At 34.4% G+C, this 13,972-nt stretch carries 13 protein-coding genes; 9 read left to right on the forward strand and 4 right to left on the reverse strand.

Annotation, left to right across the window (positions count from 1 at the left end):
* Positions 1-26: 26 nt before the first annotated feature.
* On the reverse strand, positions 27-587 hold the full coding sequence (locus MKX31_RS23885; protein ID WP_064476020.1) for a DUF1836 domain-containing protein: 561 nt from the start codon (positions 585-587) through the stop codon (positions 27-29).
* Positions 588-751: 164 nt separating this feature from the next.
* On the opposite strand from MKX31_RS23885, the gene trhA reads away from it, so the two are divergent.
* Positions 752-1,399, forward strand: coding sequence for a PAQR family membrane homeostasis protein TrhA (gene trhA / locus MKX31_RS23890; RefSeq protein ID WP_000995376.1), 648 nt, complete (start codon positions 752-754; stop codon positions 1,397-1,399).
* Between the two features lie 222 nt (positions 1,400-1,621).
* Complete coding sequence (galE, locus tag MKX31_RS23895) at positions 1,622-2,638, forward strand: UDP-glucose 4-epimerase GalE (protein ID WP_064476021.1); 1,017 nt, start codon at positions 1,622-1,624, stop codon at positions 2,636-2,638.
* Positions 2,639-2,815: 177 nt separating this feature from the next.
* Here the strand turns inward: galE and MKX31_RS23900 are convergent, their stop codons facing one another.
* Positions 2,816-3,217, reverse strand: coding sequence for a hypothetical protein (locus MKX31_RS23900; RefSeq protein WP_064476022.1), 402 nt, complete (start codon positions 3,215-3,217; stop codon positions 2,816-2,818).
* 425 nt (positions 3,218-3,642) lie between these two features.
* On the opposite strand from MKX31_RS23900, the gene MKX31_RS23905 reads away from it, so the two are divergent.
* On the forward strand, positions 3,643-4,233 hold the full coding sequence (locus MKX31_RS23905) for an AmiS/UreI family transporter (protein ID WP_000542569.1): 591 nt from the start codon (positions 3,643-3,645) through the stop codon (positions 4,231-4,233).
* Positions 4,234-4,338: 105 nt separating this feature from the next.
* Positions 4,339-5,220 (forward strand): NAD-dependent epimerase/dehydratase family protein, encoded by an 882-nt coding sequence (locus tag MKX31_RS23910; RefSeq protein ID WP_081257330.1) that lies wholly within the window; start codon positions 4,339-4,341, stop codon positions 5,218-5,220.
* Positions 5,221-5,308: 88 nt separating this feature from the next.
* Here the strand turns inward: MKX31_RS23910 and sodA are convergent, their stop codons facing one another.
* A complete protein-coding gene (gene sodA, locus MKX31_RS23915) occupies positions 5,309-5,935 on the reverse strand; it encodes a superoxide dismutase [Mn] (protein WP_064476023.1) in 627 nt (208 codons plus the stop codon).
* 217 nt (positions 5,936-6,152) lie between these two features.
* On the opposite strand from sodA, the gene MKX31_RS23920 reads away from it, so the two are divergent.
* Complete coding sequence (locus tag MKX31_RS23920; protein ID WP_064476024.1) at positions 6,153-7,223, forward strand: nitric oxide synthase oxygenase; 1,071 nt, start codon at positions 6,153-6,155, stop codon at positions 7,221-7,223.
* Positions 7,224-7,584: 361 nt separating this feature from the next.
* Positions 7,585-9,153: a BCCT family transporter gene (locus MKX31_RS23925; protein WP_064476025.1), complete on the forward strand. Its 1,569-nt coding sequence runs from the start codon at positions 7,585-7,587 to the stop codon at positions 9,151-9,153.
* A 108-nt stretch (positions 9,154-9,261) separates the two neighbouring features.
* Here the strand turns inward: MKX31_RS23925 and MKX31_RS23930 are convergent, their stop codons facing one another.
* Entirely contained in the window at positions 9,262-10,560 is a 1,299-nt protein-coding gene (locus MKX31_RS23930) for an MFS transporter (protein WP_340981608.1), read from the reverse strand.
* A gap of 328 nt (positions 10,561-10,888) precedes the next feature.
* Between MKX31_RS23930 and lytS the strand changes: the two genes are divergently transcribed.
* The 3 genes from lytS to lrgA all read left to right on the forward strand — a co-directional run bounded on the left by lytS (position 10,889) and on the right by lrgA (position 13,941).
* The gene (gene lytS / locus MKX31_RS23935; protein ID WP_064476027.1) at positions 10,889-12,658 is read left to right on the forward strand and encodes a two-component system sensor histidine kinase LytS; all 1,770 of its coding nucleotides are present in this window, start codon (positions 10,889-10,891) and stop codon (positions 12,656-12,658) included.
* Positions 12,636-13,376: a LytR/AlgR family response regulator transcription factor gene (locus MKX31_RS23940; protein ID WP_064476028.1), complete on the forward strand. Its 741-nt coding sequence runs from the start codon at positions 12,636-12,638 to the stop codon at positions 13,374-13,376. Before lytS ends, MKX31_RS23940 begins: the two co-directional genes overlap by 23 nt.
* A 133-nt stretch (positions 13,377-13,509) precedes the next feature.
* A complete protein-coding gene (lrgA, locus tag MKX31_RS23945; protein WP_016085373.1) occupies positions 13,510-13,941 on the forward strand; it encodes an antiholin-like murein hydrolase modulator LrgA in 432 nt (143 codons plus the stop codon).
* The last annotated feature ends 31 nt before the right edge of the window (positions 13,942-13,972 follow it).

Raw genomic sequence — 13,972 nt, forward strand, 5'->3', positions numbered from 1 at the left:
CTTTAACAGGTGGATAGTTTTTTTATTTAAGATTCTTTTAAATCATCAATCAACTTCTCAGCTAAGCGTCTATACATATTACTCATTGACACAAATGATGTTAGTAATAAAAATTTCTCTAGATTCGGATCTTCTAAGGAAGAAATTTCACTTACTTCTGAAACACGGTTATTTACGTCTTGTGTAAAGCTTTCGACGTTGTTTTCGGTAAGAGAAAGATAATCTTTATATAGTATATTTAATTCGAATGAATCATCGTTTAATAAGGATTCATTTATATTTTCTAAGGAGCTTTTTATGTCATTAATGGAAAGGGCTCCTTTTAATTGATAAATTAAGCTGATTAAAATCATATGTTCTTTTGAGTATTTTTTATTTTTGATTGGAATAAACAGTTTTCCTTTTGCGTAATTGTTAATCATTGTTTTTGTTAATACTTTTTCATCATCGGTTCTTGTTGTATCCGCATAAGTATTTTCAAATAATTGGACAACCTGGTCTACATACAAATCGACATTTGGAATATCCTCAAGCGTAATGTTTTTTTCTAAATGTAATGTTTCAAGCAATTTATTTATATTTTCCACGTAGAACCCCTCACTTTTATAACTTAGTGGAGCATAATGTTTAGTTTATCTCTAAATATGGTATTACGAAACAAATGAATTGTAAATGTTGACCTCTAATAATAATGCGTATATAATTACATGTAGTTATAAAAACTACATGTAATTATATGAGGGGTGTATATATGAATGCTTATGTAAGAGAACCGGTTAATGCTTTTACCCACTTGGGAGGAGCTGTATTATCATTTATTGCATTATTAGCTATGCTTGTAAAAGTTTCTATTAAGATGCCATCTTTTGCGGCAATTACAGCTGTTATTTTGTTTGGCATCGGAATGATGGTTCTGTATACAGCATCAGCTGTATATCATAGTGTTGTAGCCAGTGAACGTGTTATTTATTTCTTTCGGAAGCTTGATCACTCTATGATTTTTATATTGATTGCAGGTACATATGCACCATTTTGTTTAATTACATTACATTCCGCAAACGGTTTATTATTATTTTGTTTAGTTTATGCAACTGCCATTTGTGGTATTGTTTTTAAAATGTTTTGGTTTAGTTGCCCGAGATGGTTATCAACAGCAATTTATATTACAATGGGCTGGTTAATTGTTCTGTTCTTTGCACCGTTAGCTGCTAACTTAAGTGCAGGAGGTATCGTGCTTCTAGTGCTTGGAGGCATTCTTTATACAATCGGTGGATTTATTTATGGAACAAAGCCAAAGTGGTTAGAGTTTAAACATATGGGGCATCATGAAATTTTTCACGTTTTCGTGTTATTGGGAAGCCTTGCCCACTTTTTAAGTGTATATTGCTACGTAATTTAACAATATGAAATTTTCGAGTGATTATTATTTTTCTTGATTAATAAAAAAGATATAAACACATACGTATGTTGAAGAGCTGCATAACTTAAAAGTTATGCAGCTCTTTTTTATATAAATAATAATTTGAAATAAATATTCTAAATTATCAGTCTTTTGTGGTAGGATAGATGTGTATTTAGGTTATAAAATTTTATAATTAATAATAAGTGGGGGACTATATATATGGCGATACTTATAACAGGTGGAGCAGGATATATTGGTAGTCATACGTGTATAGAATTATTAAATAATAATTATAAAATTATAGTCGTAGATAATCTTTCAAATAGTTCAATCGAGTCCTTAAATCGAGTAAAAGAAATAACAGGAAAACAATTTGAATTTTATAAAGAAAGTGTTTTAAATCGTGAAAAAATGAATGAGATTTTTTTGGAAAATAACATTGAAGCGGTTATACATTTTGCTGGATTTAAAGCAGTGGGGGAATCTACTACAATTCCACTTACGTATTATTATAATAATATAATAAGTACAATCATACTATGTGATGTGATGCAGAAACATAATGTTAAAAAATTTATTTTTAGTTCATCTGCAACTGTATATGGAATTCCAAAAACATCACCGATTACAGAAGAATTTCCGCTGAGTGTGACAAACCCGTATGGGCAAACAAAACTAATGATTGAGCAGATTATGCGTGATGTAGCAAAAGCTGATGATGAATGGAGTATTGCGTTACTCCGTTATTTCAATCCCTTCGGAGCACATAAAAGTGGTCGTATTGGAGAAGATCCAAATGGGATTCCGAATAATTTAATGCCATATGTAACGCAGGTGGCGGTAGGTAAGTTAAAGGAACTAAATATATTCGGAAACGATTATCCAACAAAAGACGGGACAGGTGTCCGTGATTATATTCACGTTGTTGACCTTGCAAAAGGACATGTAAAGGCACTTGAGAAAGTACTTGAGACGAAAGGAATAGAGGCATATAATCTTGGCACAGGTAAAGGGTATAGTGTGTTGGAGATGATAAAGGCTTTTGAGGAGGTTTCAGGTAAAAAAATACCTTATAAAGTGATAGGGCGTCGTCCTGGTGATGTAGCAGTATGTTTTGCTGATGTATCTAAAGCGAAACGAGAATTAGGATGGGAAGCGGAATATGGGTTAGAAGAGATGTGTGTAGATTCTTGGAGATGGCAGGTAAATAATAAAAATGGCTATCAAATGATTTAAGGTAGTTAGTAAAGCATTCTCTTATTATTTTGTAGGATATGTTATGTATATAATAAATTGTATTCTTTATTATGTTGCTTGAGGTCAGTAATATGTTCAATTTAGGAAAGCGAATGTAATAAAATATTACTGACCATAGCATTTGAATAGCAACTGGTTCTATAGAGGAAAGAACTCTTAATGAATGCGAACAAGTTGTTTATGATATACAGTATTACCTTCTTGGCTTGTATAAGGCGGCAAGCTTCTTCCGAAACAATTTGCAATAATATTGGAGTGAGGGGGGTAAGAAATACGAATTTCATACAAATTAATAGCTTCATCTAAATTAGCATAAAATACTGCTAGGTTGTTACCTTGTAAAAGGTATGGGAATTCTACCACTGTATCTTCACCAATGAGCACAGGTAATTTTACAGGATTAGAATAGTTAGACCAATCCCACACTTCTATATTTACATAGTGTGCGTAATATGCATCTAAATTTACAATATTTATTACTGCTGAAACTGTTGCAGGCTCTCTTGTTAATACACCTGTTGAATGAATAACAGATTGGTTTGGATAATGAAGAGGCATAAATATCAGACCTTTCTAATTTAATATGATTGTACAACATTCTATGCAGATCATTGATAGAAGGAGATAGGGAAAATGCATTATTATATCAACTTTTCATAGAAATAAAAAATGTAATATGGAAGAGTATTCTAATACTTGTATCATTGTTAAAGTGCGTTTATAATCAAATAATCCTATTAGCTTTTAATTAAGTTGTGTATTATTGAAAGCGTTTTTATTATATGATACATTTCGATTGACATCATTACTGTATGACATGTATGAAAAGGTTTTTTTTATTGTTTTTTAAGGTAGGAAGTCTGACTTGTTTTCAAAAAAACTTTGTATGTAGTTGTAAGTAAGAAGGAGAATAAGGAATAATATAATTTTTACAAGACGGGGAGGGTACAGTGTGAAAATGTAAGGTTTTCACATGAGGATATATGGGGTACGTAGGATTATTACTTTCGGGTGCAGCTTTATTTTTAAATAGTCTTGTTATATTAGGGAAAGCAGAGATGAAAAGTGCGGGTGTTTTTAATTTATTTGTGGGTGCACTACAAATTATTATTCCGTTCTATTTGATCATGATTTCTGACCAAAGCAATTGGACAGTGTATTCATATGCAGCTACTTTCTTATTTGGATTAACCTATTTATATGTAGGTGTTACCTTTATAAAAGGAATGGATAGTAGCGGTTTAGGTTGGTTTTGTATTTGGGTAGCAATTATAGCTTTATTCTATATGGTTGTTTCATTTGTTCAATTTCACGATGTTGTTAATGCATTAACGTGGTTTATGTGGGCATTACTTTGGTATTTATTCTTTGTATTAAATACACAAAAGAAGAATATCAATCAATATCTTGGAAGAATTGCCTTCGTACAATCATGGGTAACATTGACGCTGCCTTCACTCTTTTACTTTATGGGAGTATGGGGAGAGGGATTCGTATATGAACTATGGGTTTATGTATCCGTAATTTCTATTTTATACTTCTGTTATTGTATTTATAAATATCGAGTACGTTAATATATTTTCTGTAGAAAGGCATGGAATCGTTAAACGAATTCCATGCTTTTTCTATATTAGCATTTATAATAGAGAGGTAGTATTTTACAATTTATCAAAGTGGGGATGATGAAGTTGAAAAAAGTATTGGTGCTAGGGGGAACAAGATTTTTTGGTAAACATTTAGTAGAAGCACTTTTGCAAGATGGACACGATGTAACAATTGCGACGAGAGGGGTTACCGAAGATCCTTTCGGTAGTGCAGTGAAAAGGCTGATTGTAGATAGAGAAGATGAAAAACAATTAGCAGAGCGTCTAGAAGATAAAAGTTATGATATCGTATACGATAATTTATGCTATAGCTCGAATGCAGCGAAGATAATATGTGAAGTGTTACAAGGAAAAACGAAGAAATACGTTATGACATCTTCAATGGCTGTTTACGAACCAGCAATAGGCTTGTTAGAAGAGAACTTTAATCCGTACGAGTATGCCATTACATATGGTAGTAGGAAGGACTTTACTTATAGTGAAGGCAAGCGATTAGCCGAAGCTGTTTTACTTCAACAAGCAATATTCCCAGTTGTTGCAGTACGTTTTCCAGTTGTTATTGGAGAAAACGATTATACGAAAAGGTTACAATTTTACGTTGAACATATTGTGAGGCAAGAACCTGTCGCCGTGAATGATCTAGATGGTGAGTTGTCATTTATACATGAAAAAGAAGCAGGAGAATTTTTAGCTTGGTGCGGGATGACGGATATAGAAGGGCCAATTAATGCTTGTAGCAATGGGGTAGTTTCTACTCGAGAAGTTATTCATTTCATAGAAGAAAATATAGGAATAAAAGCACTCGTTCAAGAAGTAGGAGATAATGTAGCGCCTTATAATGGAGTGATTAATTGTACATTACATAATGGAAAAGCTAGTGAATTAGGATTCCGGTTCCGGGAGTTGAAAATAGAAATAGAAAAAGTATTACGGTATTACATACATGCAATGAAATAATCATAAATCCCCCGGTGGCAATCCGGGGGATTCTGGAGGATTTCGACAATACTAATTTTACATTACCAAATTTACCTTATGCGCACGACTAATGTGTTTGTGATTGAATTGCTTGTAAATACTTTTCATTTACCCGGTCCCAGTTCACCGTATGCCACCAGTTGGTAACAAATTCTGGACGCCGATTTTGATACTTTAAATAATAGGCGTGTTCCCATACATCGATGACGAGTAATGGAATTTTACCTTCTTGCAAAGGTGTATCTTGATTGGGTGTACTCATAACGGAAAGTTCCTCACCGTCCAGAACAAGCCATCCATAGCCACTTCCAAAACGACTAATAGCTGCTTTGGAAAGTTGATCTTTTAAGTTGTCAAAGGTATTGAAATAATAATCAATTACTTTTGCAACGTCTCCATTAGGCTCACCGCCACCTCGCGGGCTCATTAATTCCCAAAAAAGACTATGACAATAATGTCCACCACCGTTATTTCTGACAGCTGTAACAATTTCTTTTGGTAAAGTTTCTAAATTACATAGTAACTCTTCTAAAGATTTATTATGTAATTCCGTATAGTTTTCTAAAGTGGCATTCAAGTTATTTACGTATGTTGCATGGTGCTTTCCATGATGAATAGAAAGCGTGTTGCTATCGATATATGGCTCTAGTTCATCATAGTCATATGAAAGCTTTGGCAATTGAAATGAAGACATAACATTCCCTCCTTTCTTATTAAAAAGTTGGTCTAGGTAAAAACAATTTACCTGAGTCAAAAATACACCTATTTTTTATACAAGTCAATAGTAATCTCTTTAATTTTCTGAAAAATATTACAATAAAAGTAACACTTCGACTTTCATTTGTGACTCTTATTCTTTTTGCTTATACTGTAAAGTAGTAACGTTTTGTTGAAATAGAAGGAGATCGTTTATGAGTAAAACGAAACAATTAATAGAGGAAGCGAGTCATTTTATTACGGTTTGCTATAAAGAGCTTAATAAAGAACAATTCATAGAAGAGAGAATAAAAGAAATTCAAGTTGAGATAGAGAAGACGGGGACGTATGAGCATACATTTGAAGAACTTGTTCATGGATCACGAATGGCATGGCGCAATAGTAATCGATGTATCGGAAGACTATTTTGGAGTAAGATGCACATATTAGATGCACGTGAAGTAAATGATGAGGAAGGTGTATACAATGCATTAATTCATCATATTAAATATGCAACGAACGATGGGAAAGTTAAACCGACAATTACAATTTTTAAGCAATATCAAGGTGAAGAAAATAATATACGAATTTATAATCACCAATTGATTCGGTATGCAGGATATAAAACAGAAATGGGAGTGATTGGTGACTCTCATTCCACTGCGTTTACGGATTTTTGCCAGGAACTTGGATGGCAGGGAGAAGGTACGAATTTCGATGTATTGCCACTTGTTTTTTCTATAAACGGGAAGGCACCTATATATAAAGAAATTCCGAGAGAAGAAGTAAAAGAAGTGCCAATTGAACATCCAGAATACCCGATTTCGTCACTTGGAGCAAAATGGTATGGGGTTCCAATGATTTCAGATATGCGCTTAGAAATTGGCGGTATTTCTTATAAGGCAGCTCCGTTCAATGGATGGTATATGGGAACGGAGATTGGGGCTCGTAACTTAGCGGATCATGATCGCTATAATTTACTTCCGGCTGTTGCGGAGATGATGAAGCTCGATACATCGAGAAACGGTACGTTATGGAAAGACAAGGCACTAATTGAGTTGAATATTGCTGTATTACATTCCTTCAAAAAACAAGGAGTTAGTATTGTGGATCACCATACTGCTGCACAACAATTTCAACAATTTGAGAAGCAAGAAGCAGCATGTGGACGGGTTGTAACAGGCAATTGGGTGTGGCTCATTCCACCGTTATCTCCAGCTACTACTCATATTTATCATAAACCGTATCCGAATGAAATTTTGAAGCCGAATTTCTTTCATAAATAAAATTTAGTATAGTTTTTTTATGCAAATTATAATTTTTTTTAATTACTGTTACGTAGCAAATGGAAGCCTTTACTCTCGGTTATTTTTGGAAGGAGCTTTTTGAACCAAGGAGTTCCTTATGTTATAATCAAATTTCTGTTTCGAAGACCTTATAGAAATATAAGGTCTTTTGTTTTGCTTTTTTATGTAATAGGAATAGAAATTTTCTTTTAAATAAGGGATTTAGCATATTTTTAGGGACAACATAAGTGTGTAGAAAATTGATGAATTATTATGCTTATATAATCATTGTGTTTTGGGTGTAAACAATAAAACATAATAAAGTTGTTTTTTTAGATTGCTGAGGAAGGAGGAAGTGTAAATGAGGATGAAGAGTCGAAAAACGGATTGGCCTGTATTTCTTATTAGTGGTGGCTCACTTTTATTATTTGTAATTGCAGTTATTTTAAATAAAAGTTACGTAGAGGGAGCCATTAATAGAAGTTTTGCAGCTTCAATTAAATATTTTGGTGCCTTTTGGCAGGTTTTATTAATTGGTACATTTGTTGTTGCAATGTGTATGGCGTTTTCAAAATATGGGAGAGTTAAACTTGGGGGGCTAGAAAAACCTGAGATTAGTACGACAAAATGGCTCGCTATTATTATGTCTACATTACTTGCTGGAGGTGGCGTTTTTTGGGCAGCCGCAGAGCCGATGTACCATTTGATGACGGTGCCACCAATACATGAAGGTATAACTGCTGGAACGAAAGAAGCGGTAATGCCTGCTTTAGCACAAAGTTATATGCACTGGGGTTTCCTGGCTTGGACGATTTTAGGTACAATTAGTGCGGTAGTTATGATGTACGGACATTATCATAAAGGTATGCCGTTAAAACCTCGAACGCTTTTATATCCTATTTTTGGAGAGAAATTGCGAAAGAGTTGGCTTGGAACAATGATTGATGTGTTTGCCATTATTGCGGTAGCTGCAGGGACAATTGGTCCAATTGGATTTTTAGGACTACAAGCAAGTTATGGGTTACAAGCATTGTTTGACATTCCTGATGTGTTTACTACTCAATTAGCCATTATTGTTTGTGTAGTAGCTGTTTCTACTATATCTGCGGTAACAGGAATTGATAAAGGGATTCAAATTATAAGTAATTTAAATGTTAGATTAGCAGTTCTATTAATGGTATTTGTATTACTATTTGGACCAGGTGGATTTATTATCGATTCATTTGTTTCTTCGTTTGGATTTTATATAAATGAATTTATTCCAATGAGCACATATCGTGGTGATACAGCTTGGTTAGGATCGTGGACAATCTTTTTCTGGGGATGGTTTATTGGATATGGACCGATGATGGCAATTTTAGTGAGCCGAATTTCAAGAGGAAGAACAATCCGAGAAATCATCGTTGCAATTGGAGTTATTGCACCTATTATTACAACGTTTTGGTTTACTATACTAGGGGGATCAGGTGTGTTTTATGAGTTAATGAATCCTGGTTCTATCTCGACCGCATTAAGTGAATCTGGTATGCCAGCGGCTATGATTGCAATTACAAAGCAACTGCCACTATCTAATATTATTGGACCTGCATTTCTTTTATTAACAATTTTATTTGTAGTGACAACAGGAGATTCAATGGCTTATTCGATTTCAATGGCAGTGACTGGAGATGGAGATCCTAGAATTAGCTTACGAGTTTTTTGGTCGCTTATTATGGGTGCAGTTGCAGCGATTCTTTTATACATGGGTGAGGGAAGTATTAACGCCTTACAATCCTTCATTGTAGTGACGGCTGTTCCGGTATCTATTCTGTTATTCCCAATGCTATGGTTAGCGCCTAAAGTTGCAGGGGAATTAGCCTTAAAACAAGGTATTGTAAAAGAAGAAGAGAAAACTTCCTTCTTGTTCCAAAAAGCTAGTAAATCAAAATAAATAATTGTATTTATATAAGAAGAGGAAGCATTTCATTTGAGATGCTTCCTCTTTACTATTTATTTAACTACTTTTCTCGAAGGGGATAGTACCCTGTACAGTTTCAATCTATTCTAATACTTTATCTTTCGTCTCTGGGACACATAATAGCATTGTAACTAAACCGATTGGATAGATAATGAAGATGAGAGATAATGCTCCCATTAAATTACCACCTACAGCAAGTAAGCCGATAATAACAGGTCCAAATCCAGCTAACCCACGTCCTGTACCGAAAATAAAGTTCTCTGCTGTCGAGCGAGCTTCAGCAGGATAGTTTTCAGCTAAAACTGCTCCGAATCCCCCCATCATGCCATTGGCAAAGAATCCAAGTAGTGCACTTCCCCATAACAATGATGTTGAGTTTGTGAATAAGAAGAAGTAAATGAGACAGTATATAGTACCACCGACATAATAGATTGTAAAAGTTTTACGGCGGCCAATTTTATCGGCTAGAATACCAAAAGTTGCAATTCCAATTAACATGCCGATTGTAGAGATGAACATCCAACCGCTCGCTTTTGCTAGCGTGTAATTATATTTATTTGCTAAAATAGTTGGCATCCAAGTAAAAATCCCATAATATCCGAAGTTCTGGATGAATGACATAATAATAAGACCAATGGTTGTTATCGTTACTTTTTTATTGGCAAATAACTTTCGAAGTGGGAACTTTTTTATTTGCTTTAGCTGTTCTGCCTCAGCGGTTGTTAAATGACCTTCAGCTTCTTTTTGTAACAATTCTTTTTTGTATCGTTGTTTTTGTTCCCATATTTTCGGTTCACTTAAACTTTTGCGAACATAGACAGCTAGTAGAGCGGGAATGAGTCCAAATAAGAAAACCGCTCTCCATCCGAAATGTGGGACGATAAATGCTGGAAGGAGTGAAGCGACTAGTACGCCAAATTGCCATCCAAGTGCAACTACGGATGTCGCCTTAGCGCGCATTTCTTTAGACCATGTTTCAGTTACGATGGCCATTCCAATCCCAAATTCACCACCAACTCCCATTCCAACTAAAAAGCGAAGAATTAATAATTGCCAATAATCTGTTGCGAAATAAATAAGTGCTGTTGCTAGTGAGAATAGTAAGATTGTAAAAGCCATCGTACGGATACGCCCAAATAAATCAGCAATAAATCCAAATAAATAAGACCCGATTAACATTCCTATTGTGGTAGCTAATGTTAAGTTTCCACCTTCCACAGGGCTTAAATGAAATTCTTTTAAAATGTAGACGAGTACGAAAGATAAGAGCAACATATCTAAACCTTCTGCTGCATATCCTAGCGCAGAACCAAACAATGTTTTATATCTTTTTTCCTTCGTTTCCTCTGTTGTTGATTGTACATCAGTAGTGACGTTCATCATTACTCCTCCTTATTTTCTTCTACAGTCGCTATGGAAGAATAACAAAAGGCCTTCTCACCTGATATGATGAGAAGGCCAAAAAAGCATACGTATCCCTAAAAAAGACCATACGTATAGTATATTCCGACTTCCTTCTCAACCTCACGGGGTTGGGTTAAAGGACTGTATTATATTACTTTATTTTTAGCACTCTTCTATTAGATTGTCAAATAAAGAGTGAATTGTTATGTGTAAAATATTTCAAAAGATACTTCATTCTCCTTGACGCCCACTTCATTATTTTCCCATAATAAAACTAACTCATATAAAAAGGAATGAATTACAGATGCTAAATTTAGTACTTATGATGATTGAACGTGTCGGACTTATTGTTATTTTAGGATTTTTACTTTCTCATATTAAAACGTTCAGGCGCCTTCTTCATAGACAAGATGGGTATGCAGATAAGCTTAAGCTTATTTGTATTTTTTCAGTGTTTACAATTGTCAGCAATTACACGGGAATTGAAATTGCAGGGAATACAATTATGAATGAAAATTGGCTACAAGGTGTTTCTTCATCGAGTACAATCGCGAATACACGTATTATGGGTGTTGGAATTAGTGGGTTACTTGGTGGGCCTATCGTTGGAATTGGAGTAGGATCGATTGCGGGTATTCATCGTTATATGCTTGGCGGGACGACAGCGCTAAGTTGTGCAATTTCATCAATTTTAGCAGGTGTTATAACGGGGTATATTGGATACATTTTCAAAAAATATAATCGTGCAACTACGCCTAAATTTTCAGCAGTTTTAAGTGTGTTTATCGTTTCTTTAGAGATGATTATGATTTTATTAATTGTAGAGGATGGGATTAGTATCGTGAAAACAATTGCGATACCAATGATTCTTGTGAATAGTTTCGGGAGTTTTATTTTACTTTCTATGATACAAGCTATTTTGCGCCAGGAAGAAAATGCGAAAGCTTTGCAAACACATAAGGTATTACGAATTGCTGATAAGACATTACCATATTTTCGCCAAGGATTAACAGAAGAGTCTTGTAAACATGTGGCACAAATTATTCACCGTTTTACGGGAACGGATGCGGTATCCTTAACAGATACAGAGAAAATATTAGCTCACGTTGGATTAGCATCAGATCATCATATTCCTTCACACAGTTTAATAACAGGTTTATCGAAAGAGGTTTTACATACAGGGAAAATAATGAAAGCGAAATCACGTGAGGTTATTAATTGCCAACATGAAGGCTGTCCTCTGCAAGCAGCTATTGTTATTCCATTAACTTCACATGAAAATACGATAGGGACATTAAAACTGTATTTCAAGAACCCTAACCAGTTAAGTCGTGTTGAAGAGGAACTAGCAGAAGGGTTAGCAAAAATATTTTCCACGCAGCTTGAATTAGGTGAAGCTGAGTTGCAAAGCAAATTATTACAAGATGCAGAGATAAAGGCATTACAAGCACAAATTAACCCGCACTTTTTATTTAATGCGATTAATACAGTATCAGCTTTATGCCGAACAGATGTAGAAAAAGCAAGGAAGTTATTATTACAGCTTAGCGTGTATTTTCGTTGTAATTTGCAAGGGGCACGTCAGTTATTGATTCCGCTAGAACAAGAATTAAACCATGTACATGCATATTTATCATTAGAACAAGCACGGTTCCCAAATAAGTATGAAGTGAAGATGTACATGGAGGAAGGGTTAAAGACGACTTTAGTTCCACCATTTGTACTTCAGCTATTAGTTGAAAATGCATTGCGCCATGCTTTTCCGAAGAAACAGCCAGTATGCGAAGTGGAAGTGCATGTTTTTGAAAAAGAGGGCATGGTTCACTTTGAAGTAAAAGACAATGGACAAGGAATTGAGGAAAAACGTTTAGAACAATTAGGAAAGATGGTAGTTTCGTCAAAGAAAGGGACTGGAACGGCTTTATATAATATTAATGAACGTCTAATTGGGTTATTTGGGAAAGAAACGATGCTTCATATTGAAAGTGAATTAAATGAGGGGACAGAGATTACTTTTGTTATTCCCAAAAAAGCAGGGGAGGAAGAGCGGATTGTTAAAGGTATTAGTAGTTGACGACGAAATGTTAGCACGTGACGAACTAAAGTATTTATTAGAGAGAACGAAAGAAGTTGAGATAATTGGTGAGGCGGATTGTGTAGAGGAGGCATTAGAAGAGCTAATGAAAAACAAACCAGATATTGTTTTTCTAGACATTCAATTATCTGATGATAACGGATTTGAAATCGCAAATATATTAAAGAAGATGAAAAATCCCCCTGCAATTGTTTTTGCTACTGCCTATGATCAATATGCATTGCAAGCATTTGAAGTAGATGCGTTAGACTATATTTTAAAGCCATTTGATGAAGAACGTATCGTACAGACATTAAAGAAATATAAAAAGCAAAAACAAATAAAATTAGAAACGAAACAAGAAGTAAAGAGTGTAGACGTAACGACCGAGATGCATAAATTAGCATTACCAATTGAAGAATCGATTGTACTCGTGAATATTGAAGATATTATATATGTAGGACTTGTGGACGGAAAGGTGACAGTAAAAACGACGAGAGAAACATATGTAACACACGATACACTTGTAATTTTGGAAAAGAAGTTGCCGCAAGCAAGTTTTATGCGTGTCCATCGCAGTTTTATTGCAAATATTAATCATATTACAGAAATACAACCATGGTTCAATTCTACATATAATTTAATTATGAAAGAAGGATCGAAAGTACCTGTTAGCCGTACATATGCAAAAGAACTCAAAAAGCTGCTTCGTATTTAAGAAGTAGCTTTTTGTATTTCATCTGCCTATTTTTGTAACTAATTTTGTATATTTGACGTTCTGTTGTGTAAACGCTTACAAATTTGTTTGTATCTTATACAATTAAGGTACCAAATCGAAAGAGGTGGCCAAAATGAGTACGAAAAAAGTATATAGTTTCTTATCACAAGCATTCATATTTTCAGCTATTATGTTAGTTTCTAATATTATTGCAACGCATTTACCAATTCCGATGCCTTCATCGGTGATCGGATTAGTTATTTTATTTAGCCTATTATGTTTAAAAGTTATTAAATTGGAACAAGTTGAATCACTCGGAACGGCTTTAACAGGTATTATCGGATTCCTTTTCGTTCCATCAGGTATTTCAGTTATTAATTCTCTCGGTGTAATGGGACAATATTTTGTACAAATTCTAACTGTAATCGTTGTAGCAACAATTATTTTACTCGCTGTAACAGGGTTATTTGCACAATTCATTTTAGGAAAAGATGACAAAGAAACAAAAGATACAAAAGAATTGAAAGTAGTAAATAAAGGACGCAAGCACGGAAAAGTTGCGTAACTAATTTAGTATATATTGTTAGGAGGGAATG

It is taken from the genome of Bacillus sp. FSL M8-0063 (assembly GCF_038005545.1).
Lineage (GTDB): Bacteria > Bacillota > Bacilli > Bacillales > Bacillaceae_G > Bacillus_A > Bacillus_A wiedmannii.